We start from the raw sequence: 26,038 nt of genomic DNA, 5'->3' as shown, positions 1-26,038 counted from the left end.
CTCCAGTTTGAATCTCACTTTCTAGTCTTTTTCCATAAATTTTGTAAAGACCCGATAATTGGAGGAGTACATCTTTGATTTTACTAATACTGATTCACCTTTTGATGGTTAGTCTGCAACTAAAGATATCAGTGTTTTTGCAAAATTCAGCCTAGAAATGGTCTGAATTAATCAGAAACCATCTCTTGGTCTTTGTGTTTTCTGTATTTTTTGAAGAGAATTGTGGCTGAAACCAAGGTTGCTGCCAGTCCCCCTAAAAGTGGAGGAATCAATGTAAATGAACTCACATCAGAAATCATGATGTTTGTAAACTGGTAGATTGTTGGATACAAAGCTATGAGCACAATTATTCTCAATATGTCGCTGATTTGTCTTGGTACTCCTCCAATCCAGTTACTAAGTAAAGTTCCTGCAAAGATTGCACCAAGTCCTGTCCACAATATTGGTAATACTCCTGCAACAAACTGACCGATAATTACTTGATCAGTTATCTTTGCAACAAATGTAGTATCTGCCTCAGCTAATTCTGGATCAATTGATGCAACACCAGCTGGTACTGATGAAAGTATCAACAATATTCCTGCAACCATTGTAAACATTCTGATAAAACCCATCGGCGTCGGTTTTGACCAGCTTGACCATACTCTGTCAATATCAAATGCTCTAATCAAAAATGCACCACCTAAAATACTAACAAGTACTGCAAAAATTTCAGTAGTAATTCCAAATACGGATGCAACACCACCAATTAACAAAAGGATTCCTGGAACTCCCAAGAAAAATTTTGAATATCTTGAATCATATGCAATCATTTTAAGATATTTTCCAAATACTGCATAGGAATACTCTACACTTCTGCTTACTTTCATTACAACACGTTGCACTGAAACTACTGGTAGAACATTTTGAATTACTGGAATAACACTTTCATCATCTTCACCATCTGAAACTATAACTGCGCCATTTGCAGAAAATTTATCTAAAACCTTTCTTGTTTCACTAAGAATTTTCTCATCAGCTTGAACGCCTCTATCTTTTACACCTGCAACTGTAACAACTTCAACCTGATATCCCTTACTTACCAAGTCTTCATACGTTTTGATTGCAGAAAATATTGAATTAGAATCTGCATCTTCAGGATCTTCTAATGCTAATCTCTGTGCTGCCTCAATGCATGCATCTCTCCCAATTACTGGCGTTACGATGCCTGCCTTTTCACCTACATCATTGTCTCTATCTACACAAATTACGAGTAATTTGTTGGCAGTAGATGCGTTGACATCTTTTTCAACCTTGTCTGAGCGTTGAGACATTCATCTTGTTTTGTGAAATTGCCTTTTAACGATTTCCAACCATTATGATTATTAAAATTCGGTTTTGAGGCTAAGGTCTGGAGTCATCAGAAATTTTGACTAACTCCATTGATTCTGCTTTTAGTGATTCAATTTTCTCCATTGCCTCTGTGAACTCTTCTTGTGAACTTTCATTTTGTATTAGATTTGCTAACACTTTGGTCTCTCCAATGTATGAATTGAATTTCTTCATTCCATCCATGAAACTAATGTAACTATTTTGCCATTCCTCAGGTGGTTTTGATGTTACAAACTCGCTGATTTGTGATGTTACTTGACTTGATGTAACATCAGCTGATGTGATGTATTGGTCTGGTGTTATCTCGCCATCCAATAGTTTTTGATATTCTATATCAGTCGATTTTTGTAAAACTTCATGGATACTTTTTGCACCATCTAGATAGTTTTCATAATCTGTAATGATGAATGTTGTTTCATTTTGTTGTGGTACTGTCCATACCAAAAAACTGGCTCCAGTTATTGCGCCCAAAATAATTATTGTAATTGCAATTCCTTTTTTTGATGCCATTTTTCTTCTATAATGTCTGCTGGTTTATAATTGATAATCTTTGAAGAAATTTTCCATTATTAAACAAATATTAGAAAAATTAGTTTTTTGCATAATCTTGACCATAATTTTCTAAAATTTGCTAACATTCGTTAAAATTTTTGAATTCAGGCTTTTTTTGAGGCACAAAAAAATTTACCTGCATCTAGCCTGTAGTTAAATAATTTTCACAGGCTCTTCCTAAATACCAGCGTGTTTGACAATTTTTAGAATGGTTACAGCATATTGCGTAAAATGCCGCGAAAAAAGGGACATTAAAGATCCCAAAGAAACTAAACTAAAGAACGGACGTCCTGCCGTAAAAGGTACATGTCCTGAATGTGGAACTAACGTTTTCCGTATCGGAAAAATGGAATAATTTAGAAACAAAATCCACACGACTTCTTCTTTTTCAAAACCCATATAGGGTCTAGTCTTGACTATTTTTTAGTGACCAAAGCAGAATATGAGAATCTACTCAAAAGGATACAGGATAAACTAGGTGATACTGAAAAGACCTCTACTGCTAGGTTTGAACTTCCTGTTGTTGATGTGATGTGGGAAGGACAGAAGACTTTCTTGCGTAATTTCTCTGAATTCCCAAAAGTGCTTAGAAGAGATCCTGATAAAGTATTACAGTACCTTTCAAAAGAATTTGCAGTTCCTGCTGAAAGAATTGGTGATAAGGCCATGTTTATTGGAAAGCGTGATCCTGATGATTTTACTAGATTATTTCAAATTTATGTTAAAGATTATCTTGAATGCCCTACTTGCAAAAGTCCTGATACCAAGATACTAAAAGAAAATCGCATATCATTTTTGATTTGTGAAGCATGTGGTGCAAAATCAACTCTAAAAGGTAAATATGCATAATGCCATTTGCAGTACGTCAAACTGATTATCAAAAAAACCCAATGTTGAACATATGTGATGCAGAACTATTGGGTAAAACAATTGTTGAAGGTGAACTAAACATGCACATAAGTGAAAGCTATTACGGAGAAAGATTTGTCGAAAAAGAAGAAGCTGAAACTCTACTAAAAAATTCTGCAATAATTAATCTTGTAGGTGATGAAACTATTTCTTTATCTCTTGGATTAGGTATTGGTTCTGAAAATGCTGTTAAAAAAATTTCTGGAGTTCCATTTCTCATAGTTTTTAAAATGTAAAATGATTTCCATACAAAAAAGAAATTCATTTTATCTAGTGGAGGTGTTATTGAGTAATGACTGATATTCTTAGCAAAAAACTTGAATCGAAGATAGATAAAAAATTAATTTCAAAAGCTAAACGAAAAACTTTGGATGATGGTTTTAAAAAAGGCAAAGTAGTAAACGAAGTCTTAGATAAGCCAACTGTCATGACGTTATACAAAATGATCACAGATCATATCATTGCATATGTCAATGGTGCAGTAAGTGCTGGAAAAGAATCAGTTTTGTTTTGGGGAGTTGATGAAAATGATTCAGATGTTGCATTGAAAATTTATCTTGTTAGTACTTCGAATTTTAAAAAACGTGAACCATACATACTTGGTGACCCTAGATTCTCAAACGTCAAAAAAGGAACCAAAAACCTTGTGTATCTCTGGGCAAAAAAGGAATATCGAAACTTAACTCAGTGTTTTGAGGCTGGAATCCCTGTTCCAAAACCCCTTCATGTGACAAATAATGTATTGGCAATGGAATTTGTGGGTGAAAATGGAGCTCCTGGAAAATCGTTACTTGATTCACAAGTAGATGAGGATGACTACAAACAGTCTATCCAAATTATTTTAGATATGTATCAAAAGGCAAAGTTAGTACATGGAGATTTTTCAGAATATAATATCTTCAAGACACAAAACGGATTGGTGGTTTTTGATTTGGGATCTGCAGTTGATTTGAGACACCCAAATACTCAAGAATTTCTTAAGAGAGACATTAATAACATTACAAGGTTCTTCAAAAAACGAGGAGTTTCTGTTGAGGACACAGATAAATTATTTGAGGATATTGTAAAATGAGTTTTGAGAAATTACTACGAATTCCAAATGACAGGATAGCAGTACTCATTGGGAAATCTGGAAACATTAAATCTAAAATTGAAAAATCATGTCATGTGTCTTTAGATATAGATGGTGAGACTGGAGAAGTTCTCATAAAGTCTGATGGTGATGTTGAAAAGATCCAACCATTCAAAGCGATGGAAATTGTTACAGCAATTGGTAGAGGTTTTTCTCCTGAAAACGCTATGACCTTGTTAAAGGGAGAGAACACATTGCATGTTATAGATCTTCGAGAGTTTGCTGGAAAATCTAATGCAAATGTTGAAAGGATAAAAGGGAGAATTATTGGAGAAGGTGGTAGAGCAAGAAGAAATATGGAAAATCTTAGCAGTACTCATATCTCAGTTTATGGAAAAACAGTTTCAATTATTGGTGATGCAAGTAAATTACGATTAGCAGTTGATGCAATCTCTTCTATTTCCAGTGGAAGTATGCATGGTGCAGTTTATGATAAATTAGAAGCTGCAAATAGAAAAGAAAAACAAGAAAAAATGAAGTTGTGGGAAGATCAAGATGTCTTCTATTAAAGAAAAATTTAATCAGATTTCTCCTAGTGAGTTTTTCTATAGTAATCGTGATTTGGCTGGGTTCAGTAATCCTACCCGTTCACTATACACTGCTGTCAGGGAATTTGTTGAAAATGCTCTTGATGCCTGTGATCAAAAAGGAATACTACCTGATGTACACTTAACAATTAAGGCTGTTGAGCCCGACAAACCAGACCCAAAACCCTACATCTTGACTGTAAAGGATAATGGACCTGGAGTTGACGCAAAACACATTCCACTAGCATTTGGAACTGTCCTTTATGGTTCCAAATTTGGATTAAAACAAGCAAGAGGTATGTTTGGACTTGGTGCAACAATGGCAATTTTGTATGGTCAGATTACAACAAACAAACCCGTAATTGTAAAAAGTTGTGCTGATGGACAAACTCAAAACCAGTTTGAAATATTATTGGACATTCAAAAAAACAAACCTGTAATTGTAAAACACAATACAAAAGAAGCTTCCAAGAAAGGACTTTCTGTTAGTATTTGTTTAGAAGGTGATTACTCTAAAGCAGGAAACAAAATTAGAGATTATGTCTATGAAACATCATTAATTACTCCTTATGCAACAATTACTTTTGATGATCCTAAAGGACAAAAATTCCAACACACTAGATTTGTAAAAGAGATTCCTCCTCCACCAACAATTATCAGACCACACCCACATGGAATTGATGTTGAAAGAATCAGAAGAATGATTGTTGAATCTCAATTTGAAATTCCGACAATTGATGATGTAATGATTGAAAAGGTAAGAAAAGATTTAGGATTGTCAAAACAAAATCTAAGCTTTACTGCAATTATGACCAAAGCAAAAAAGAAATGGAAAAATCTTTCACGTCAAGTTCGTGTAGTGATAGCCTTGTTGTCATTTCTGAAAATGGATTTTGAAAAATTAAGCAAGATTAGAATTGAAGATTTAGATGTTCCAAACAAAAAATTACATTATTGGGACTTTGGAGATTCTCAATCAAAAACAGTTGATATGGATCCTGAAAGTCAGTATTACAAACAACTTACTAACACTGTTCAAGGTGAACCCCTTACTACATTTCTTACCAAAAGATTCCAACGTGTAGGTCCTACTACTGCAGTAAAATTCGCCGAGTTTGCAAAATTCAAGCCTGAAAAACGCATGGGTACTCTGACCAATCAAGAACTAGTGAACCTTAGTGACGCTTTACAGAAATTCGATGATTTCATGGCTCCAGACTCTAGTTGCCTTGCACCATTAGGCGAATCACCACTAGAAAAAGGAATCAAGAAATTCTTTAATCCTGATTTTGTTGCTGTTGTTCAACGCCCAGCTTCGGCATATTCTGGATTCCCATTTATTGTTGAGATGGGTATTGCATATGGTGGTGACATCAAATCAGGTGGACCTCATGTATACCGATATGCAAACAGAATTCCACTACTTTATGATGAAGGCAGTGATGTAGTTCTAAAAGTTGTAAATGATACTGACTGGGGACGATACAAAGTAAAAGGTGATCCACCATTTATCATAGTCTCTCATATTTGCTCAACTAGAATCCCTTACAAGACTGCAGGAAAAGAAAATGTTGCAGACAGACAAGAGATCGAACGCGAACTCCGACTAGGATTACAATTCTTATCAAGAAAACTAGCTGCATTCATGTCAAAGAGAGGCCAAGCAGAAATGGCAAAAAAGAGAGCAAATCTTTATGCAAAATACATTCCAATGATCGCAGAATTTTGTACTGAACTTGCCGGAAAGAAAAAAGAACCTAATTACAAGAAAATTTTAGAGGAACTAGAACCTGTTGAAATTAAAACTGAAAAGACAATAGAGGAGGAAAAACCAATTGAAAGCAAGTGAGAAAAAAGCAAAAGAGATCAGCAAAAAAGCAAAAGAGAAACAAAAAACAATTCTTGAATCTCTAAAAAACCACGGTGCAAAAATCTATGAAGATTTAGAAAATGGACAATTCCCAAAATTCTCCATTCCAAGTAGATCTGTTAGTAATATCGTTTATGACAAAAAACTAAGACAGTATATTCTAGGAAATTCTACTGCTCTTAGAAGCGCAAAGAATTCTGCCCAACTTCGCTCATTTACTCAACTAATGTGGCTTGCATTTTTTGCAAATCGCCTCACTCAAGAGAAAAAATCCTCTACATTAAGAGATGTGTATTATTCATCCCAAGCATTTGCAATAGAGTTTGATGACCAATCTGAATCAGATAACATCATTGTGGATTTAGAGGCTGTAACCTCAAGACCAAGAGAAGATTTCCACATCTTCCCTGAAGAGCGAAGCTCTATCTTTGGTGATTTGAATATTGAATACACAATTCCTGGATATGAGGGTAAAAAGATGAATCTATCAAACCATCCTGATGGTTATTCTATTGGACCTAGTCTAACTACTGCTGAACTAGTTGATACTAGTGCAGAAATTGTAATTGCAATTGAGAAAGGTGGTCTCTTTACAAGATTTGTTGAAGAACAAGTTGATAAAAAATTCAAATCAATCATTATTAACACTGGAGGACAAGCACCACGTTCTACACGTACTTTACTAAAACGCCTTCATGATGAAATGGGACTGCCTGTCATCATCTTGACTGATGGGGATGTGTATGGAGAACATATTGCTATGGTAATCAAATCTGGTTCTGCAAATGCTGCACATCTTAGAGAATTGACAGTACCTGATGCAAAATGGGTTGGAGTTTGGGCAACTGATATTGAAAAATACAAACTACCAACTATTCCGATGACTGAATCTGATATTAAGAGATGTTATGATTTGCAAAAGGATCCGCGATATGAATCAGGAATTTGGAAAAAAGAACTTGAAGTATTCTTGAGATTAAAGAGAAAAGCAGAACTGGAGGCATTTGCAAAATATGGTCTTACCAACATTACTGACAAATACTTGCCTCAGAAATTAGAATTAGCAAAAAGTCTGTAATTATTTTATTCTAAGTGTTAATACGCCATTACGATATTTGAAATCAAATATTTGCATATCGTTTGCACCCTCAATTGGCACTTCTTTTGAAAATCCTCCAGTTCCTCTAATGTATAACATTCCATCTACTAATCTTACTGCGACTTTATCTTCAGGCCCTGGGACTTCTGCTACAAAAACAAACTCTCCATCCCCTTTGATCAAGTCATAAACCCAGTTCTTTTGTTCTTGTTCTCTTGATTGTGTGTAGAGTGGTTTCTGGTCTTTTGTCATCTTTTTCAAGACTCTCACCCAGTAAAACATTGTAAGTGCTGCAGCACCAATCAAGAAGAAACTAACAAAGCCTGAATCTGCCCTCTGAGTCATTATGTAAATTACCCCTAAAAATAATATCACAATAATAGGAATTACAAAATTCAGAGATTGTTCATTTGAATATGCTCCCTTGTAACTTGACAAACAGTAACAATTTAGGTTGACCAAATATAAAGTATCTTTGGTTTTTATTACCATTTTTTAAAATTTGAGCTATTGTCTGAAGATAAAAAACCTGCAAAATTAACAAAAAAAGAAATTTTTCTTAGAGGAAGTATAATTGCATTAATCACTACTGTTCCGTCTCTTATTGTATTTGTTCTGGTTTGGTTTTTCCTTGATGATGTTATGATTGGAGCAATTTCAGGTGCAATAGCTCATTTTGTTGCAATGGGATTTTCTTTGAAGATATCAAAAAGACTCCTAGTCAAAAAATGATATGGGATCATGTTTTATTGTAATGGAATAGTTGAAAAATTATGGATTCAAAGATTGAAAATGATCTGATCTCTGAAATTCATCTAAATCCCATTCAAACCAAAGTGTATTTGCTTGTTACCTGCTATGGAAAAATGACTCCTCAAACAATTTCTGAAAAACTAAAGATCTCTTTAGATGATGCACATACTGCAGCAAAGGATCTAATGAATTTAGGTGCATTCATTGATATCTCTGAAACCGAATTTGAGGCAATGCATCCTAGATTTACTGTTGTTAACATGTATAGACGAATGTGTGAGCGAGAAAATATTGAATTTAAACGAAACAAAATTGTTGACAGTATAGGTGTGATTCTTGAAAAACCATATGATGATGCAAGAACTAAATAATACTACGATTTTTGAAGACCATTGACTATTGATACTGAAACCTGTAAACACCAACCAGTTTACTTTGGTGTAGTAAACATCAACATTGATGAGAGAACAATTGGTTCAGTTGATGTATGGCGATGTGGTGTGTGTAAGAAGAGATTCTGTGAGGAAAAGCAACTTGGTATTGAAGAATTGGCTGATCTTGTAGGGATGCCAAAAATTGATCCTGACGCAAAATGGGCAGTAACAGTTTGTAAATTACAACAGGGAAAATACAAGTGGAAACTAGTAAAATTAAAAGAAAATGGTGAAATCAAGCACGAATGTCTTGATGAGAAGATTGTTCCTCTAACAGTAAAAGATTACCAAGTTGAAGATGACAAACACTGGAGCTTTTTGATTGATGATAATGTCAACAAAGCAGTAGAAATTTAATTTTTAAAATGGAAATCAAAGTTCACATTAATGATATTCATGGCAGTCAGATGGCTGCAAAAATTAATGGTAAATTTAATGTTGATGAACATGAATTTCATTTTACTGCAATAGCGTTTGGAAGGATTGGTGGACAAAATGTTGGAGCAAAACTTTCGAAAGTCACTGAAAAGGAATTAGAAAAACTAGGTTATGATGTTGATGAAGTAATAATGGAATTGCAAAGAAATCTGCTTCAAGGAGACATGTCTTTGCCTGAAGGACTCAAAAAAGAGTCATTTGTTGATGATTAGAATTCTGCTTCTTCTAATGCTTTAGCACAAGAACAACTTCTGTCTTTAGGAATTTTCTCAATTAATTCTGTTAAGATTTTCTTTGTTCCTTCAACGTTTTTTGAAAGTGTCTCTAACACTTCTTTTGCAGTTACTGGTTTTTCTGCCCATACATCATAATCAGTTACTGTGGATATTGATGCATAACAAATTTGTGCTTCTCTTGCTAGCTGACATTCTGGAACTAGAGTCATTCCAATAATGTCTGCACCAGTTGTTCTATAGAATTTAGATTCAGCTTTTGTAGAAAATCTGGGACCTTCAATGCAGACATATGTGCAATCTTTGTGAATGTTCATATCCAAACTATCTGTCACTTCAGTAATTGATGATTGTAATTCTGGACAGAATGGATCTGCTACTGAAATGTGAATTACTCTACCGTCTTCTGAAAATGAACCATCTCTTGACTTTGTAAAATCTAGAAACTGTGTTGGTAATACAAAATGTCCTGGTGCTAATTCTTCTTTCAGACTACCAACTGCTGATGGTGCAATTATTCGTGTAACTCCAAGTTCTTTGAATGCCCAAATATTTGCTTTAAAATTAATCATATGTGGTGGAATGGTGTGTTTTTTTCCATGTCTTGGAAGAAATGCAATTTTTCTTCCTTTGAAGGTTCCAACAGTTATTGTGTCTGATGGCTTTCCATAAGGTGTGTCAATATCTACTTCCTTTGCATCTTCAAGTAATCCTGAATCATAAATTCCAGTACCTCCAAAAATTCCAATCTCTACGTCTTTTTCCATTAATATTTCACCAGTGATTTACAATCGTATTTGCTAATACCTTTCATTCCATTGAGATCGGTTAGTTCTATGATGAATGCAAAACCTACAATTTTTCCTCCAACTTTTTCAATTAGTTTTGCAGCTGCCTTGGCAGTTCCACCGGTAGCTAACAAATCATCACAAATGAGCACTCTTTGCCCTTCTTCAATGATATCTTTTTGAATTTCTATTGTGTCTTTACCATATTCAATTGTGTATGAAATTTTTGTAGTCTTTCCAGGCAGTTTTCCTGCTTTTCTAATCATCATCATTCCCTTGTTGTATCTTGTGGCTAGAATACATGCTAAAATGAATCCTCTTGATTCTATTCCTGCAAATATGTCGATATTTTTTGGATGAAAATACTTTGAAAATTCATCTGCAATTGATTCCATTGCTGATGGATCTTTTAGGATTGGACTAAAGTCTCTAAATAAAATCCCTTTTTTTGGAAAATTTGGATATTCTGCAATTTTGTCTCTTAGATTCATACTGGCTGCTAAATTTAGGTGAAATAAAATTGTTTGAGATTAACTTATCTCAAAAGTATCTTCTGCCGAAGTAAATGCATCTTCCACTTTGATTGTATATGTTCCTGGTGCAGTGTCTTTAGGAATTATCCATGGTTGGTTTATTTCTCCTCCAGATGATGCAACAAATTCTAATGAATCTATGACTGTTCCATCTGCTGCAATTATTTCAATTTGTACAGTTTGACTAACGCCGACTATCTTGATTTGCATTGAATCACCAACACCCGGAACATTAATTCCTTCCTCGACACTTATCTGAACTCCTTCCGTAACTGTGGCGATAACATCGATCTCTATTGTGTGGAAGTTTGAACCACTTTTTGCATTAATTGACCACATACCACCTTTTCCATCTGATGGAATTCTAAATGTACTTTCAGAAATCTTTCCATTTTTATCTGAAAAAGTATCCTTTTCTTTTACTATGTTTCCATCAGGATCTGCCAAAGATATTGTTAACAAAACATTTTCTCCTGTATCTCCTAGAATTAGAATGGAATCACCTGGGGAATAATCTAATTTTGTAGTGTTGATTTTGATTTCTCCTGAACCTGTTTGTAATCCTACTGTGAAAATTTCTGTACTTTGTGCGGTTCCTTTACTAACTACTGCAGAATACACTCCTGATGCAAATCCTGTCAAGTCCAGTTCATATACTGCAGTACCATCTGGTGCTAATTGAATGGACACTGTATCTCCTTTTGGCTTATCCGATGGGTCTATGATTAACAGACTAGCAATTTCTGAAGATTTTCCTGTAATTGAAATTATTGCTGTATCTCCTGCATTGTAATTGAGTTCATCAAATTCTAAATTCACTGGAGTTGTAGGTAATTGACCGAGTCCTGCAAATATGAATTCTGTGTCTTTCTCTTGTGTTGCAATCAATGTGTATGTTCCTTTAGGTGATGATTGCACTGTAGCGTATTCGAATTCCACATGCCCTGATTCATCTATTTGAATAATGTCTGAAAATAATTCTTTACCTTGTGGATCTTCCAAAATAAATTCAATTGGTTTGTTAGGCAAAGCAGTTCCATTAAATATCATTACTTCTCCTGGTTCAAACTTCAATTTGTTTGGCGCCACGATTATTATTTTGTCAGACTCAACAGTCCATGATTTTAGTATACTTTCTCGTCCGTCAGTAATTGTTGCACTGTATTTGCCAAATGGTGTGTCTAATGCAACAACTATTGGTTCTGCTAATTCCCAATTTCCTTTGGCATCAATTTCCGCTGTTCTTGCATTAATAATCTCTCCATCTGGACTAGTTATTTCTGCAGTAACTGCACTATTAGGATCTCCTGTACCTGAAATCTCCAAAAAGTCTCCTCTATGAATTACATTTGGTATTCCTTTGATTGTGAGTTTAACATTTTCTTCTGCAATCCTGTTGTCTATCTCTTCTATTCTCACACTATACTTTTTCTCTCCTCCTTCACTATCTTTGACTTTAAAATCCACTCTGTCTGCATTTTGATTTTCTGGAATCTGCATTGTTGTCATAAAGTGACCATTCTCATCTGTTACAAAACTACCGATTTTTGAATTATCTATGTAAAAGTCAAATTCTTCTGAAGAACCAAAATTATCTCCAGTTACTCTGATTGATGACCCTATGTTGGGCTTTTCTGGAATTATTCTAAAAACTGAATCAGAAAGAATTCCTGTTTCTACTGGTTTATCCTCAATGTTTTCTACTGGTTTAATCTCAGTATTTTCTACAACTTTAGGTAATTCTTCTGGTAGCACTTTGCCCATACCTTGTTGTTCACTTTTTGTGTCAATTGCTTTCCAATTAATTCCTGGATTTTTGGTATCCGTTTTTATTCCGAACTTCACTGTTTCTCCTTTTTTGATAGGTTCAGAAGTTGTAAAAATTATAACCCCTTGTGGTGTTTTTTCACCTAACCATCCTTTTTCGGTTTTAAAAGATTCAAAATTAAAACCTGAACCAAGCCAAATTCTAAAAGTATTGATTTCTTTATCTAATTCATTTGTAAATTCTATAATCACGGTTTCTTCCAATCCTATACTGTTAGCATTAATCTCTTGACCATACACGTTATCTGGAATTGAAACTAATGTTATTGAAAATAATAGTACAATTGAAAGGAAAATTCCTCTCATCGAGGATTTATTCATTATATTCAAACTAGTCATCTCTCACTTAAACCTTAAAGATTTTTTCCTCTTTTTCTATTTCTAAATTCAGTATTTTTCATGAGCAAACTTCTTAAGCTTTGGCCTTTTGAAATTTATCTAAATCTGATTTTGCGTTAACATTTTGATATTGTCTGATTCGTTCTGCAATTAGTCTGTATAATGATCTGAATTGATCTTTAGTTTTATCTGACAGAAAGCTGGTTTCTTCTAATGATATTTTTTCACAAATGTATCTGGTAATCTCTTCATTGTTGAATTGACCCCAATCATCATCACTGTGTTCTTGCCAAATTTTCTTTAATTTTTCTAAATTACCTTTGCCCTCTTTTGATAACACATCTTCTGGTGCAAGATTTGAAAACCCTTCTCGCCTTAACTTGATTTCATAAGTCTGATTTACTGGGTGTAGATAATCTTCAAGAACAATATAATCTTCAATTGATTCAAGCTTTTTTCCTTCCAATTCAAAGAAAATTGTCTGAATTGGTGAAAACTCATTTGAAACTAGTTGTGCTGAAATTTGTTTGGATTCCTCAGTATTGTCTAATAGAATAAAGGTTCTGTATCCATGATTTCTATAAAATATTGCCAATGGCAAAACTGAATTTTTGTTATATGCTGCAACAACATTAAGTGGATTCATTGAAATGTTTGGATCTTGTAAGAATTTGTCAAATGCATTTAGATACATTGAATCTGACATTGTCTCTACAATTATTACTGGTCTAGAGTTTGTTCCTATCTCTCTGTCTACTATTGATTCTACTTGGCCTCTAGATAATCCATACAAAATTGGTGTAAGTGTTTTATCATCTGCATTCCAATAATCATAAAATATTCGACTTAGATGTTTTCGTTTGTCTAATTCTACAACAAGCAAATTTCCTGGAGTATAATCAAATATCATAAATGGTGAGTGTGTTGCATACAAAACTTGATTTGAACCTGCCAGATTTTTTAACAAATCCGATATTCCCATCTGTTGTGTTGGATGAAGATTCCTTGCCGGTTCATCTAAAAGTAAAATTGCTTCTTTTAATTCTGCTCTTTGTGTTTCAGCTGCAAAGTTTACAATAAAAGAGAACGTCCATTTGAAACCCTCTGCTCTTCTATTTAATAATCCTGTATTTGTTACAGTTCCATCTTTGTGTACATCTGAAATTACAACACTCATAATATTTCCTGGATTATATCTCAAGTCTACATGAATTGGATCTCCTTTCCATGCAGGATTTAGTTTACTAGTCAATCTGTTGCTTGCAGCATTTAGTAGTTTGATACATTTTGATGGGCTCTCTTTTACTTCTTCTAACTCATTCATGTCCAGCTCTGCTAGATAGAAGAGATTTCTCACCGTTTCTGCCTTGTCAAACTCTTCAACATATTCAATAGAATCTGCTCTTTCACCCTTTTCTTCTCTCATGTATTCATTGAGATTTATGTTTCCGTAGATTTTTTTATAATCTGAAAAATAAACAAATCTTGGATGTAACTCTGATTCTATGAAATTTTGTAGAGCTGTTTTTTCGCTTTTTCCACTGAGTAAATTTGAAAATTGACTTTCTGGACTTTCATAGATCTTTTCCCATTCTTCAATTACTTTTGGTTCTTGCATTGCAACAACATGAAATTGATTGCTAAATTCTGCCATTCCTCTATCAAATGATTCTTGGCTGTTTGGAACATCTCCTTCAAAGAATGATGTGTTTACTTGAATTCTAAGATGATTTGGAATTGTATCTAAAAACTCTATAATCTGTTTTGCAAAATTCTCCCATGAATTAAGTCCCTTATTCTCTTCTTCACCAAGCTCAATATCGTCAAACTCGTATTGCACTTTGGGATTTTGATTTGTCCTAAATAATCTAATTTTTTTCATTTCTGGAAGGCCTGGAAATTTCTCTTTTACCATTTCCATCTCATTTTGATTTAATTCAAATTCTCCTTCTGCAAGTCTAATCTCTTCTTTGAGTTCATCACTCATTTCATCACAAAGATCTAGCTCTGAAACTTGTTCGCCTCTATTTAGAAGGGTCAGTGCTTGAAGAATGGTAGTTTTACCACTTTCATTTCTTCCAATAAATGCTGCCAAGTCTCCAACTGTAATTTCTCCAGAATCATGAATGCAACGATATGCCCTAACTCTGAATTTTCTAAGTCGCATCTAGCGATATTTAGTCGGCTACGATTTAACTCATTCGTCAAATTGATCTGAAGTCAAAGGGTTTGCTAAATAGATATAGGGGAAACAGTAATTTGAAAACAAAATGGCATCAAAAAGAATTTTTGTTGTATTTGTCTTACCAGTAATTTTCTCAATTGCTTTTGGTTCTGCTGTTATGGGTGATATTTTGCAAGAGCCTGGACGAGAATTAAACATGATGCCTTCAGCACCTACTGTAGGAGGCTCACATGGTTCTGGAGTAAGTGCCCATAGTTCTGATATTGAAATAATTGGACTCTCAAAATCATACTCAACTTCTGAACCCGTAGCGATATTTGTCCAAGTTTCTGATTCTCATTTTGATTGTGGAGATCTATACATCACGATTTATTCTGGAGAAGATGTGATAACTCAAGGCGGATTTCTTGAACAATGTTTTGCTGAAAAAAATGCATTAATTCCAATTGGGGACAAATTCTCTGAGGTTATAGATACTGCTGGTTCCTACAAAATCGTAGCACAAATGATTTCAAAGGATCTAAAAAATATCTCTACTAGTGAAGAATTTACTGTTAAATAGGAATACTATATGGAAAATATGAAATTAAATTTAAAAAAAAGGTGATTTGATGGCAAAGAAAAAAGAAGAATTAGTTGATGAAGCAAAGAAAATCAAAGCAGAAATTGATGCATTAAAAAAGAAAACAGAGATTCTAGATTCAAAACCTAAAAAATCTACAAAGAAAGCAGAAGCAAAACCTACAAAGAAAACAACAAAGAAAGCAGAAGCAAAACCTACAAAGAAAACAACAAAGAAAGCAGAAGCAAAACCTACAAAGAAAACAACAAAGAAAGCAGAAGCAAAACCTACAAAGAAAACAACAAAGAAAGCAGAAGCAAAACCTACAAAGAAAACAACAAAGAAAGCAGAAGCAAAACCTACAAAGAAAACAACAAAGAAAGCAGAAGCAAAACCTACAAAGAAAACAACAAAGAAAGCAGAAGCAAAACCTGAAAAACCTAAAAAATTAACCAAAAAAGAATTAGAAGAGCAAAAAAGAATCGAAGAATTAACCCCTGAGGAAGAATTAGAAGAGCAATTATCTGATGAAGAAATTGAAAATTTCCAAATAGAAAAAGTAGACATGGAAAGACTCACAAACAAAGTCTGTGATATTTTGGCTGAACGTGAATCAGAAGGAATGTTTCAAAGTGAATTGTGGAAGAAACTCAAACTTACAAGTCGTGATGGTTCCCGTCTGTCATTAAAACTTGAAAGAATTGGTTTTATCACTAGAGAAAAAATGCTTGAAAAGAATCGTTGGACATACAAATTAATTTTAAAGAAAACTCCAATTAGTACACAGTCAATTGAAAATTCTCCCTGCTTGGTTTGTCCTGTTGAACAGAAATGCTCACTTGAAGGTGAAATCAGTCCTAGAAACTGCCAATTCATTGAAGATTGGGTAATTGCTGAGATGAAAAAACCTGCGAAGGCCAAATGAAACTATTAGATGCACGAAAAGATCACTATCGAAAATTAGCACATGAGCAAGGTTTTCGAAGCAGAGCTGCATACAAACTCAAAGAACTAAATCAGTCTTATCGAATTATCGGTCCTGGTTTTTACGTTCTTGACCTTGGCTGTGCTCCTGGTGGCTGGACCCAGATGGCAATCAAGCTAGCAGGAAACCAGGGCAAAGTTATGGGGATTGACTTGTCTTATGTTGAGGAAATTCCAGGAGCAGAAATTTTGAGAGGTGATATTGAAGATGAGAATGTGGTTGATGATGTAATGAACTATTTTGAGCGTAAAGTTAATGCTGTGATTTGTGATCTTTCCCCCAAAGTTAGTGGAAATTGGTCTGTTGATCATGCAAAACAAATTTCTCTAAATTATGATTGCACCAAAATCATGGATAAAGTACTAGCACACAAAGGTAATGCTGTATTCAAGGTCTTTGATGGTGAATATTCTATGGAGTTTAGAGATTATGTAAAGAAAAAATTTGCAAGAATAAACCTCACAAAACCTAAAGCTAGCAGAAAGCAAAGTAGTGAGTTATATTATGTCTGTTTAGGTTTTATTGGATAGTCTCAAAAATTTTTGTTATCTCGTTAATGTTTGCATTAGTTCTAAATCCTGTCGGACTAAATGATGTTATACTAGCTACGAACTTATTTTTTTTTAAGTTTTCAATAACATCTTCTAATTTTGGTGGAGATGATTTCATCTTTTTTGCAATTTCATCTAATGTGTAATACATTCCTGGCATCTCTGCCTCTAGCATACATTTGTTTAGTGTTTTTTCACAAACTTTATCCACTTCTAAATTTGGAATCTGGATTAACATATTTTCAATGAATTTTTTATCAAAAATTTTTCCAATCCATAATGGACCTGCAATGCTGATTTTTGATTTACATAATTTGCATTCTTGTTTTTGTTCTAACGCCATTTCTCGATGCCCACAATTTTTGCAATGTAAAATATATCCAATGTTTTCATCTTGATCAGGTCTGTTTCGAACTTTGACATATGTTCTATAGTAGTGCATGTCACTTTCAACAAACATGGGTTCCACTTCTACTCCTAATCTTGCTGCTACCATTCTCAGACATCCAAGCACCAATCTAATTGCAATCTCATTTCCGTATTCAGCTCTGACTGGAACCCCTCCGTATTTTCTCTTGCAGGCACTCTGGAAAAGTCCATTTAGCACCTGCAAATCTGTGGCTGCAACTGATAAAATCCCTCCATGCATGGTTGCCCTGATCCCACAGTCAAAAAATGCCGCAGGAGAGCCAAATGGGTCTATATCTACAATCGAACCTCTTTCACCTTTTTTTGAAAAATTACTAAAAAATCTACACACCTCTTTTTCCAAAAATTCTACATTTTTGATTTCATTGAGTTTTGCTGAATATTCAGCCATCTTCAATGCAGTTGGATTAAGATCGTTGATTACCAAATTATCAATTTTTAATTCATTTGCAACTCGTAATCCCCTAGCACCAATACCTGATAATCCTTCCAAGAAAATTTTTGGACCTTGAAAATTTTTTAAAAACGCTGCATATGCAATAATTGAAAAATCTCTATTCAACCTTGCTTTTGGATTAAAAAATGCTGGTTCTTTTGGTGGAACTTTTTCTGTAATTGATCCTTTTGGAACTAACAATTTTGTCTTTCCTTCAACAATTTCTTGAAGTGATTCATTTGGTATTTCCAACTGCCTTCTATTTTTTCAAAACCTATAACGGTTTAATACTTGTGTTTTAAGACAAAATTCGTGCAAATTTGTGGAGTTGATGATGCAGGACGTGGTTCTATGCTTGGTCCACTAGTAATTTCTGGAATTTCTATTAATAAAAAAAACTTGAGAAAACTTTCTTCATTAGGAGTAAAGGATTCAAAGAAACTTTCTCCAAAAAGCAGAGAGCTACTTTACAAACAAATTATTGAATTAGTTGATGATTATTACATTGCAAAAATTACCCCAAGATCTATTGATGCAAGTGTGAAAAAACACGGTTTGAATGAACTTGAAGCAAAATACATGGCAAAAGTTGTTTTAAAACTAGATCCTGATACATCCTATGTTGATTCTTGTGATGTAAATCCTAAAAGATTTGGAAAAGAAATATCAAAACTATCTGATAATCATAAAATCAAATCCTATCATCATGCAGATAGTCGATTTGTAGTAGTTTCTGCAGCCTCAATTATTGCTAAAGTTACGCGTGATAGGGCAATTGAAAAACTACGAAAAACCTATGATCTTGGAAGTGGGTATCCTTCTGACTCTAAAACGGTCAAATTTGTGACTAGATACTACAAAACCAGCAAATCTCTCCCTACATTTGTACGCAAGAGCTGGAAACCTGTTCAAAAAATTCTAAATGGCTAACCACTGAATTTTGCGATAACTATAGCATGATCTTTGTCATATGGATGCAAATCTATTGTCTGTAATATTTCAAATTTTGCTTTCAGTTTTTGTGTCTCTTCCTCTACAATCTTTTTTGGTGACTTTGTTACATCAATACTTCTTGTTTTAATTACTAGAAAGAAATATCCATCTTTTTTTAGAAACATTTCACAATTATCTATTGCAATTTCTGTCTGATCAGGTTGTGCAATATCTACGTAGACTACGTCTACTTTACCAAATACTGAAAAATACTCTTTTGGTTTTCGTGCATCTTGAAGAATTGGCATAATATTTTTTCTGTATGCTGCAACTCTGTCTAGAAAATCCCTTGCAACTCTACTTGCATGCTCTACTGCAAATACAATTCCGCTTGGTCCTACAATATCTGAAATGTGACTAACAGTTGTTCCAGTTGATGCCCCTAGATACAACACTTTAGTTTTATTTTCAAAAGGAAAATCTTCTAACTCATTCATTATCGCAGCTGCTAATTTACTTCTAAAAGGATCCCATAGTCTGTATTCTATTCCTTTTTTGATGATTAGTTTTTCTTTATACACCTGATTACCCGGAACTAAATTTTCAGTAGCTAATTTTTGCTGGCCTTCAGATTTTATCCAGAAAAATGATGGATTATCTTCTTCCAAACTGTTTTCTCTTTTTATTTTTATTTGAACTTGGTCTGTCATCTCTACGTCCGCCTCTGTCATCTCTACGTCCGCCTCTGTCATCTCTACGTCCGCCTCTGTCATCTCTACGTCCGCCTCTGTCATCTCTACGTCCGCCTCTGTCATCTCTACGTCCGCCTCTGTCATCTCTACGTCCGCCTCTGTCATCTCTACGTCCGCCTCTGTCATCTCTACGTCTGCGATTATCTCTGAAATTGCCTCCATCTCGTCTAAATGATTCTGGTCTTCTGGTATCTTTTTCAGTTGGGTTTTCGTATTTCTTTCCAATTTCATCAACCCTGACATTGAGTTTCTCAAGTAGTGTACTGTTTAGGCCCTCTCCGTAGACGTCAACTCTAGCAGCAATGACTGCTTTTGCAGCAATGGCACGTGCAATTTTTCCTCTTTGCCATCTAGGTGCAGCATGAACCATTGCATGTTGGAATAATAGTCCGTGTTTTGGTGGTTGAGAACCAGTTTTCAATGATCTAAACAATGCTTTTTCTGCTCCAAGAACTTGAATTGTGCTTGCTGGAAGTGAAGCTAATCTCTTAAGACTGCCAGCTCTTCCTAAAATTCTAGCACCTACTGTTGTACCAAGTATTGCAGAAAGATTTGGTGCAATAGTTTCCATTTCTGATTCAACATGTTCTTCAAGTTTTTTACGCAAATCATGAAAATCTAAAATTTGTTTTGCAATTGATTGAACAATTGCAAGATTTACATCAGAGATATCTCCCCCTCTGCTTTTTGTAGAAATTAAAGACAACATCTCTACTTTTGATTCTGGAAAACCTGCATCTTCAAAAACTTGTTTTGTTAGCGACTCTCGTTTTCCTGCCATAACAATTTGTGCATATCCATTAATACTATCAATGATGTTATCTAATTCTGGAAAATGTAATCCATACCATTCTCTTAATCTTGAACTAAGAGCATTTGCAATTTTGTCAATTTCATCTAGTGAATTGATTGCTTGAATGATATGAAGATCTGGACTTTCAGAAACTTCAGTAACCTTTGAAGATGATAATCCTAAAGCAAATTCTCTTAACTTTCCTAAAGCATCTTGAGGATTTGATGCAAAACCTGAATCAACAATGATTTGTGGTTTTGATGCTTGAATTCTCTCTAATTCTGAATCTTCCATAATTTGAGAATCTATATTATTTTTTTTCAAAATAGCAAGTAGTGAATCATCACTTACTGAGACTCCTCTTTGAATTGAAGCCAAATAATTGATAACCTCGTTTAATTTTGATTCTTTATTTTTTATTGAGAGATACTCTTTTACAGGATTTGAAAATGAAAATGATTTTTCTAGTTTTTCATCATCAAAAACTGAGATTCCCAATTCTGTTAAAATCACAGAATACATGTCTAGTTCAATCTAAACCACCTTTAAAAAAGGTACTAGAATCACAAATCAACTGTTATATTCGAAACTACCCTCATTAATCAAAGTGGAGCCCAATCTTGCAACTTCAATAGGTCCAATTCAATTAGACAGGCCTGTGATGCTTGCATCTGGAATTTTAGGAATTTCACTAGATGTTTTTAGTCGTCTATATCGCTCAGGAGCAGGAGCTGTTGTTACAAAATCCCTTAGTACCGAACCTTGGGAGGGATATCCAAACCCAACTATCTTTAGTGTCAAAGGAGGTGGATGGATTAATGCTGTAGGGTTATCAAATCCTGGAGCAGAAAATTTTGCAAAAATGATTGAACCAAATCAGGATGTTCCAATTATTGTGAGTCTTGTTGGTTCAATCCCTGAAGACTTTGAAAAAATGATAAAACAATTTGAAAACTGTAAAGTCACAGCATATGAGTTGAATCTATCTTGTCCCCATGTTGCCAAAGTCGGCTTAGAAGTAGGTGATGATCCTGAATTGGTAAAGAAAATTGTTACCACTGTTAAAAATTCAACTAATGTACCTGTAATTGCTAAAGTTGGTCTAGGAACTACTCATTATCTCAACACTGTAGGCACTGCTATTGAATCTGGAATTGATGCCATTACTGCCATTAACACAGTTAGGTCAATGGCAATAGATGTTGAAACACAACGTCCTATTTTGAGCAATAAATTTGGAGGATTATCTGGAACTCCAATCAAACCAATTGCATTGAGATGTGTTTATGAAATTTCATCAAAATATGACATCCCAATAATTGGATGCGGTGGTATATCTACTTGGGAAGATGCAGTAGAATTTTTCTTAGCAGGAGCTTCATCTGTACAACTTGGAAGTGCAATAGGTGACAATTGGATAGATGTGTTTAATGAAATCAATACCGGAATTTTACAATACATGGAAAAGAAAAATTATTCAAAAATTGAGGAGATGATAGGTCTTGCAAAGAAATCATAATCACACAACAATCGTTACAGTTGAAAAAGTAATTGATGAAACTCCTACTGTTAGAACTCTAGTCTTTTCTGATGAGGTAATGTCAAATGTTCTTCCAGGACAATTTGCAATGGTTTGGATTCCAGGAATAAATGAACTACCAATGAGTGTAATGATTTCAGATGAATCTGGAAAAGCAGCATTTACTGTTAGAAAACACGGTGCAGCTTCTACTGGTCTGTTTAATGTCAAAGTTGGAGAGCAAATTGGAATTCGTGGACCTTATGGAAATTCTTTTGATCTTAAAGAAGGAAAATTATTGCTAGTTGGTGGTGGAACTGGTCTTGTTCCTATGATGAGATTGCTCACACATGTAAAACCTACAGATGATATTACTGTCTTAATTGGTGCAAAGTCTAAAGACGAAGTATTCTTTGAAGATTTGGCAAATAGACTATTGGAAAATAATCCTCACAAGGTAATCGTGTCAACTGATGATGGCAGTTATGGTGAAAAAGGCTTTGTCACTGATTTGGTTGAAAAACATGTAGACCAAATAAAATTTGATGGAGTCTATGTCTGTGGGCCTGAAATAATGATGTACAAAACAGTCCAATCTGCCCATTCTAGAGGTATCTTTGTACAGGCCAGTCTTGAGAGAATGATGAAGTGCGGCGTTGGAATTTGTGGTAGCTGCTGTGTGGGTGAAGATCTAGTCTGTAAGGATGGAACCGTCTTTGATGGTCAGCATCTATCTCAAAACAAGGAATTTGGTAAATTTCACAGAAACAAGGCTGGAATATTAGAAAATTATTAGATTTGACCAGCAAGGTTTAAAATAAATCAGAAAATTAATTTCGTGAAGGGAATGGGAACTCCAAAGATCGTTTTAACTGCTGATCGTACATTAATGTCGCCTTATAGAGGATTGTCTCTTGCGACATTTTTTGGATGTGCTCCAGCTATTGATCCTAATAGAGACCCAAAGAGCTTTTGGTACAAGATTCTTGGAAAACAAGTAACTCCAAAGCTTTTGTTTGATTTTATCTGTAATTATATTCCACACACAAATGGTGTTGCAAATTATGCTCCATATGGTTTGAGAAAACTCGAAGCTGGTTTACTTCGAGATGGATTTAGCAGACAAGATGTTGTCGTTGCACACCCAGACCACATTGAAAAATTCATTGGACCTGAAACACTAGTTGTTGGAACATATGAGATGGACCCACTAGGAATGGGACCAGTAACTATGACATTTACTTATGGTAGAAAACAAACATCATACGATGAATACTACAATACTGAATTACACCATAGAATCAAAGCTGCAAAAGCTAAAACTGGCAGCAAAGCCAAAGTAATCTCTGGTGCATCTGGAACTTGGCAATACAACTATGACCCAGAGAAAATTGAAGAGTTTGGAATTTATGCAATCTTGGAAGGTGAGCTTGGTGGTATTGCACCAGAAATTGACGGACATGCAGGACGATTCTTCAACTATTTGATTAACGGCGACTTTGAGAATATGGATCCTTTCAGAAAGAGAAGTGATTTCAAAGTTAACATTAAAGAATTTGAGAGAAACGGCAAAAAACTTCATGGAAGATTTGTAAACTTTTGGGACAGACCTGACCTAGAAGAAATTCCAGATATTGTTGAACCAAGTATGCATGGAATGATTGAAGTAATGAGAGGTTGTGGAAGAGGCTGTAAATTCTGTGACGTTACATTAAGATCATTAAGATACTATTCTCCAGAAAAAGTCAAAAAAGAAATTGAAGTTAACATAAAGAAAGGTGGTTCAAAATCTGCATGGGTTCACAGTGATGATATTTTCGTTTACGGTATGGATCCTAGAACTGCAAAAGGAATGGAACCAAACAGAGAAGCACTAGAAGAACTATTCACTGCAATCATGTCTACTGGTGTAGAACACACAAACCCAACACATGGTACATTGGCAGGAGCAATTGCTGATGAGAAATTAATTCCAAATCTATCTAAAATCATGAAAGCAGGCCCTGACAACATGATTGGTGTTCAAGCCGGATTTGAGACTGGAAGTTTGAGACTAATTGGAAAATATGCTGATAGAAAACTTGCACCATACTCTCCTGATGAGTGGCATTGGGTTGTAAAAGAAGGTGTAAAGACCTTAAACCAAGATTATTGGATTCCAGCATTTACTTTGATTATGGGACTAGACAATGATGAACAACCAGAAGATTCTTGGGAGACAATTCGTTTGATTAGTGAATTAGAACGTGAACAACCTGAATCAATGTTTACTACAACTGCCTTGACATTTGTTCCAATTGGATTATTAGAAAAATCTGACTTCTTTAACATTGGAAATGAGATGACTCCTGCACAACTAGGTGTTTTGTACAAGACATGGCAGCACAATTTCAAATATGGTATTCAAAAATTCATGACTAGAACTGGTTCTAAGGGTCCTCAGAGATACTTTTTCAACGCAATTGCACGTTCTCTTGGCGGTGTTCCATTAGGTGCTATGGAGAGATATGCCCGCAAGAAGGGTCGTGAACACGAACATGTCATTGAGACTGTAAAGGCAAAGTACCGATAGAATTCCAAATACATAAATTCGTTAATTTGTGATGTAGATTATGGCAACTCACGGTTCGCTTACAAAAGCAGGTAAAGTAAGAGGGCAAACTCCAAAGGTGGAAGGACGTAAAATTGTCGGTACCAACTCTAGTCTTAGAAATAAGAGCAACTTCAAAAAGAGATTTGTTCTAGGTAGATTTCCTGGTCAAAACAAACCTGGACAAAGAAGAAAGAGACGATAGTCATTTTTCAAAAATTTTATCATTTTACGATCATTTTCTAAAACAATACTCTTATAAAGTACTGGTACCGTACCATACGGTATGGTAGAAGATTTAAGATTAGATAGTTTAGAGGGCGTAGGTCCTGTGACAACTAGAAAATTATCCGATGCAGGTGTCCACAACGTCATGGACCTCATCGTCAGAGGTCCTGTAGAAATTGCAGAAATAACTGGAATGGAAAAGGACACTGCTGAAAAAATTGTCAATAAAGCACGTCAACATCTAGTTGATGGTGGATTAATTGCCAAACACTTTACAAGTGCAAGTGAAATTTACAAGCACCGTCAAAGTATTGGTAAAATTACAACTGGTACAAACTGTCTTGACACACTATTTGATGGTGGTCTTGAGACACAAGCCTTGACAGAAGTTTATGGAGAATTTGGTTGTGGTAAAACACAATTTGCCCATACAATGTCTGTTATGGTTCAAAAGACCAAAGAGGAAGGTGGACTTGAAGGCAGTGTTTTGTACATTGATACTGAAAACACTTTCAGACCTGAAAGAATTGTATCTATCGCTCAAGCTCATGAGATGGATCCAGAAAAAGTTCTAGACAACATCATTGTTGCTCGTGCATACAATAGTGCACATCAAACATTGATTCTAGAAGAAGCTGGCCCAATCATTGAAGAAAACAATATCAAACTAATTGTTGCAGATTCTGCAGTTGGATTGTTCCGTTCTGAATATTTAGGACGAGGAACACTCTCAAACAGACAACAAAAACTAAATCACTTTGTTCATCTGTTATCCAGAATTGCAGAAACTTACAATTGTGCTGCAATTGCAACAAACCAAGTTATGGCATCTCCTGATGTCTTCTTTGGCGATCCAACTCGTCCAATTGGTGGAAATGTAGTTGCACATACTAGTACCTACAGAATCTACTTTAAGAAATCTGGCAAGAAACGAATTGCTAGAATGGTAGACAGTCCTCACCATCCTGAGGAAGAGGTAATCTTTGCTCTAGGTGAAGCAGGTGTCATTGACCCTGAAGAGGCTGAGAAAAAGACCAAAAAAACTACCAAAAAAGCAACTACCAAAAAGGCAAAAGAGCCTGAGGTAGAGACCAAAGTAGAAACTCCTGGAGAATCTACAGAAACTCCTGAAGTAGAGGTAACTGCCAAAACACCAGAAGTTGAAACTGTAGAAGCACCTCCAGTAGATGCTGAAGCAGATGATTCAGAACCTGTAGAAGAGTAATCTTACTCTTTTTACATTTTCATTTTTTCAATATTGATTAAATTA

The 26,038-nt window shown here is 34.8% G+C and carries 30 protein-coding genes; 20 read left to right on the top strand and 10 right to left on the bottom strand.

The features are described from left to right. Positions 1–167: 167 nt before the first annotated feature. Together NMAR_RS07570 and NMAR_RS07565 are read right to left on the bottom strand one after the other, a co-directional pair. Complete coding sequence (locus NMAR_RS07570; protein ID WP_012215798.1) at positions 168–1,313, bottom strand: DUF373 family protein; 1,146 nt, start codon at positions 1,311–1,313, stop codon at positions 168–170. 70 nt (positions 1,314–1,383) lie between these two features. Further along, positions 1,384–1,881, bottom strand: coding sequence for a hypothetical protein (locus NMAR_RS07565; protein WP_012215797.1), 498 nt, complete (start codon positions 1,879–1,881; stop codon positions 1,384–1,386). 250 nt (positions 1,882–2,131) lie between these two features. Here NMAR_RS07565 and NMAR_RS09970 point away from each other — a divergent pair, with 250 nt between their 5' ends. The 7 genes from NMAR_RS09970 to NMAR_RS07535 all read left to right on the top strand — a co-directional run bounded on the left by NMAR_RS09970 (position 2,132) and on the right by NMAR_RS07535 (position 7,439). Continuing rightward, complete coding sequence (locus tag NMAR_RS09970; protein WP_238523217.1) at positions 2,132–2,278, top strand: DUF5679 domain-containing protein; 147 nt, start codon at positions 2,132–2,134, stop codon at positions 2,276–2,278. 71 nt (positions 2,279–2,349) lie between these two features. Continuing rightward, positions 2,350–2,772 (top strand): translation initiation factor IF-2, encoded by a 423-nt coding sequence (locus tag NMAR_RS07560; RefSeq protein WP_012215795.1) that lies wholly within the window; start codon positions 2,350–2,352, stop codon positions 2,770–2,772. After that, a complete protein-coding gene (locus NMAR_RS07555) occupies positions 2,772–3,068 on the top strand; it encodes a DUF424 domain-containing protein (RefSeq protein ID WP_012215794.1) in 297 nt (98 codons plus the stop codon). The genes NMAR_RS07560 and NMAR_RS07555 overlap by 1 nt, the downstream gene beginning before the upstream one ends. 56 nt (positions 3,069–3,124) lie before the next feature. Next, complete coding sequence (locus tag NMAR_RS07550) at positions 3,125–3,904, top strand: serine protein kinase RIO (RefSeq protein ID WP_012215793.1); 780 nt, start codon at positions 3,125–3,127, stop codon at positions 3,902–3,904. Next, complete coding sequence (locus NMAR_RS07545) at positions 3,901–4,473, top strand: KH domain-containing protein (RefSeq protein ID WP_012215792.1); 573 nt, start codon at positions 3,901–3,903, stop codon at positions 4,471–4,473. Before NMAR_RS07550 ends, NMAR_RS07545 begins: the two co-directional genes overlap by 4 nt. After that, positions 4,460–6,340, top strand: a complete 1,881-nt coding sequence (locus NMAR_RS07540) for a DNA topoisomerase VI subunit B (RefSeq protein WP_012215791.1) — start codon at positions 4,460–4,462, stop codon at positions 6,338–6,340. Before NMAR_RS07545 ends, NMAR_RS07540 begins: the two co-directional genes overlap by 14 nt. Continuing rightward, a complete protein-coding gene (locus tag NMAR_RS07535) occupies positions 6,327–7,439 on the top strand; it encodes a DNA topoisomerase IV subunit A (protein WP_012215790.1) in 1,113 nt (370 codons plus the stop codon). Before NMAR_RS07540 ends, NMAR_RS07535 begins: the two co-directional genes overlap by 14 nt. Here NMAR_RS07535 and NMAR_RS07530 read toward each other — a convergent pair whose 3' ends face one another. Beyond that, positions 7,440–7,805: an Hsp20/alpha crystallin family protein gene (locus tag NMAR_RS07530; protein ID WP_238523169.1), complete on the bottom strand. Its 366-nt coding sequence runs from the start codon at positions 7,803–7,805 to the stop codon at positions 7,440–7,442. Between the two features lie 165 nt (positions 7,806–7,970). Here NMAR_RS07530 and NMAR_RS07525 point away from each other — a divergent pair, with 165 nt between their 5' ends. Genes NMAR_RS07525 through NMAR_RS07510 form a run of 4 tightly spaced genes read left to right on the top strand, consistent with a single transcriptional unit; the run spans position 7,971 to position 9,297 of the window. Beyond that, entirely contained in the window at positions 7,971–8,192 is a 222-nt protein-coding gene (locus NMAR_RS07525) for a hypothetical protein (RefSeq protein WP_012215788.1), read from the top strand. A 41-nt stretch (positions 8,193–8,233) separates the two neighbouring features. Further along, complete coding sequence (locus NMAR_RS07520; protein ID WP_012215787.1) at positions 8,234–8,584, top strand: hypothetical protein; 351 nt, start codon at positions 8,234–8,236, stop codon at positions 8,582–8,584. A gap of 21 nt (positions 8,585–8,605) precedes the next feature. Further along, positions 8,606–9,004, top strand: coding sequence for a hypothetical protein (locus NMAR_RS07515; RefSeq protein ID WP_012215786.1), 399 nt, complete (start codon positions 8,606–8,608; stop codon positions 9,002–9,004). An 8-nt stretch (positions 9,005–9,012) separates the two neighbouring features. Continuing rightward, positions 9,013–9,297, top strand: coding sequence for a hypothetical protein (locus tag NMAR_RS07510; RefSeq protein WP_012215785.1), 285 nt, complete (start codon positions 9,013–9,015; stop codon positions 9,295–9,297). Here the strand turns inward: NMAR_RS07510 and NMAR_RS07505 are convergent. The 4 genes from NMAR_RS07505 to NMAR_RS07490 all read right to left on the bottom strand — a co-directional run bounded on the left by NMAR_RS07505 (position 9,294) and on the right by NMAR_RS07490 (position 14,972). Then, the gene (locus NMAR_RS07505; RefSeq protein ID WP_012215784.1) at positions 9,294–10,085 is read right to left on the bottom strand and encodes an S-methyl-5'-thioadenosine phosphorylase; all 792 of its coding nucleotides are present in this window, start codon (positions 10,083–10,085) and stop codon (positions 9,294–9,296) included. The genes NMAR_RS07510 and NMAR_RS07505 overlap by 4 nt on opposite strands. Further along, positions 10,085–10,597 (bottom strand): adenine phosphoribosyltransferase, encoded by a 513-nt coding sequence (locus tag NMAR_RS07500; RefSeq protein WP_012215783.1) that lies wholly within the window; start codon positions 10,595–10,597, stop codon positions 10,085–10,087. The genes NMAR_RS07505 and NMAR_RS07500 overlap by 1 nt, the downstream gene beginning before the upstream one ends. A gap of 39 nt (positions 10,598–10,636) precedes the next feature. Beyond that, positions 10,637–12,787 (bottom strand): biofilm-associated protein, encoded by a 2,151-nt coding sequence (locus NMAR_RS07495; protein WP_238523168.1) that lies wholly within the window; start codon positions 12,785–12,787, stop codon positions 10,637–10,639. Positions 12,788–12,878: 91 nt separating this feature from the next. Next, positions 12,879–14,972: an AAA family ATPase gene (locus NMAR_RS07490; protein ID WP_012215781.1), complete on the bottom strand. Its 2,094-nt coding sequence runs from the start codon at positions 14,970–14,972 to the stop codon at positions 12,879–12,881. 103 nt (positions 14,973–15,075) lie between these two features. On the opposite strand from NMAR_RS07490, the gene NMAR_RS07485 reads away from it, so the two are divergent. The 3 genes from NMAR_RS07485 to NMAR_RS07475 are packed head-to-tail and all read left to right on the top strand — an operon-like array spanning position 15,076 to position 17,067. Further along, on the top strand, positions 15,076–15,552 hold the full coding sequence (locus tag NMAR_RS07485; protein ID WP_012215780.1) for a hypothetical protein: 477 nt from the start codon (positions 15,076–15,078) through the stop codon (positions 15,550–15,552). Positions 15,553–15,601: 49 nt separating this feature from the next. Further along, on the top strand, positions 15,602–16,477 hold the full coding sequence (locus tag NMAR_RS09965; RefSeq protein WP_012215779.1) for an RPC34 RNA polymerase subunit family protein: 876 nt from the start codon (positions 15,602–15,604) through the stop codon (positions 16,475–16,477). Next, entirely contained in the window at positions 16,474–17,067 is a 594-nt protein-coding gene (locus NMAR_RS07475) for an RlmE family RNA methyltransferase (RefSeq protein ID WP_012215778.1), read from the top strand. The genes NMAR_RS09965 and NMAR_RS07475 overlap by 4 nt, the downstream gene beginning before the upstream one ends. On the opposite strand, the gene NMAR_RS07470 is transcribed toward NMAR_RS07475, so the two are convergent. Then, positions 17,057–18,205 (bottom strand): tRNA (guanine(10)-N(2))-dimethyltransferase, encoded by a 1,149-nt coding sequence (locus NMAR_RS07470; protein WP_012215777.1) that lies wholly within the window; start codon positions 18,203–18,205, stop codon positions 17,057–17,059. The genes NMAR_RS07475 and NMAR_RS07470 overlap by 11 nt on opposite strands. Positions 18,206–18,265: 60 nt before the next feature. Here NMAR_RS07470 and rnhB point away from each other — a divergent pair, with 60 nt between their 5' ends. Beyond that, positions 18,266–18,883, top strand: a complete 618-nt coding sequence (gene rnhB, locus NMAR_RS07465) for a ribonuclease HII (RefSeq protein ID WP_012215776.1) — start codon at positions 18,266–18,268, stop codon at positions 18,881–18,883. Here the strand turns inward: rnhB and NMAR_RS07460 are convergent. Beyond that, positions 18,880–19,554 (bottom strand): fibrillarin-like rRNA/tRNA 2'-O-methyltransferase, encoded by a 675-nt coding sequence (locus tag NMAR_RS07460; protein ID WP_012215775.1) that lies wholly within the window; start codon positions 19,552–19,554, stop codon positions 18,880–18,882. The genes rnhB and NMAR_RS07460 overlap by 4 nt on opposite strands. Then, on the bottom strand, positions 19,541–20,953 hold the full coding sequence (locus NMAR_RS07455) for an NOP5/NOP56 family protein (RefSeq protein WP_012215774.1): 1,413 nt from the start codon (positions 20,951–20,953) through the stop codon (positions 19,541–19,543). The genes NMAR_RS07460 and NMAR_RS07455 overlap by 14 nt, the downstream gene beginning before the upstream one ends. Before the next feature lie 85 nt (positions 20,954–21,038). Between NMAR_RS07455 and NMAR_RS07450 the strand changes: the two genes are divergently transcribed. The 5 genes from NMAR_RS07450 to radA all read left to right on the top strand — a co-directional run bounded on the left by NMAR_RS07450 (position 21,039) and on the right by radA (position 25,993). Further along, on the top strand, positions 21,039–21,950 hold the full coding sequence (locus NMAR_RS07450) for a dihydroorotate dehydrogenase (RefSeq protein WP_012215773.1): 912 nt from the start codon (positions 21,039–21,041) through the stop codon (positions 21,948–21,950). Next, positions 21,934–22,746 carry a dihydroorotate dehydrogenase electron transfer subunit gene (locus NMAR_RS07445; RefSeq protein ID WP_012215772.1) on the top strand — a complete coding sequence of 271 codons (813 nt, stop codon included), beginning with the start codon at positions 21,934–21,936 and terminating at the stop codon, positions 22,744–22,746. The genes NMAR_RS07450 and NMAR_RS07445 overlap by 17 nt, the downstream gene beginning before the upstream one ends. 51 nt (positions 22,747–22,797) lie before the next feature. Continuing rightward, the gene (locus tag NMAR_RS07440; protein WP_012215771.1) at positions 22,798–24,522 is read left to right on the top strand and encodes a B12-binding domain-containing radical SAM protein; all 1,725 of its coding nucleotides are present in this window, start codon (positions 22,798–22,800) and stop codon (positions 24,520–24,522) included. Between the two features lie 40 nt (positions 24,523–24,562). Next, a complete protein-coding gene (locus NMAR_RS07435; RefSeq protein WP_012215770.1) occupies positions 24,563–24,745 on the top strand; it encodes a 30S ribosomal protein S30e in 183 nt (60 codons plus the stop codon). Between the two features lie 81 nt (positions 24,746–24,826). Then, positions 24,827–25,993, top strand: a complete 1,167-nt coding sequence (gene radA, locus NMAR_RS07430) for a DNA repair and recombination protein RadA (protein ID WP_012215769.1) — start codon at positions 24,827–24,829, stop codon at positions 25,991–25,993. Positions 25,994–26,038: the final 45 nt, after the last annotated feature.

The organism is Nitrosopumilus maritimus SCM1 (assembly GCF_000018465.1).
Lineage (GTDB): Archaea > Thermoproteota > Nitrososphaeria > Nitrososphaerales > Nitrosopumilaceae > Nitrosopumilus > Nitrosopumilus maritimus.
Note: the sequence above shows the minus strand (reverse complement) of the source record. Positions and strands in the feature narration are given on the sequence as shown.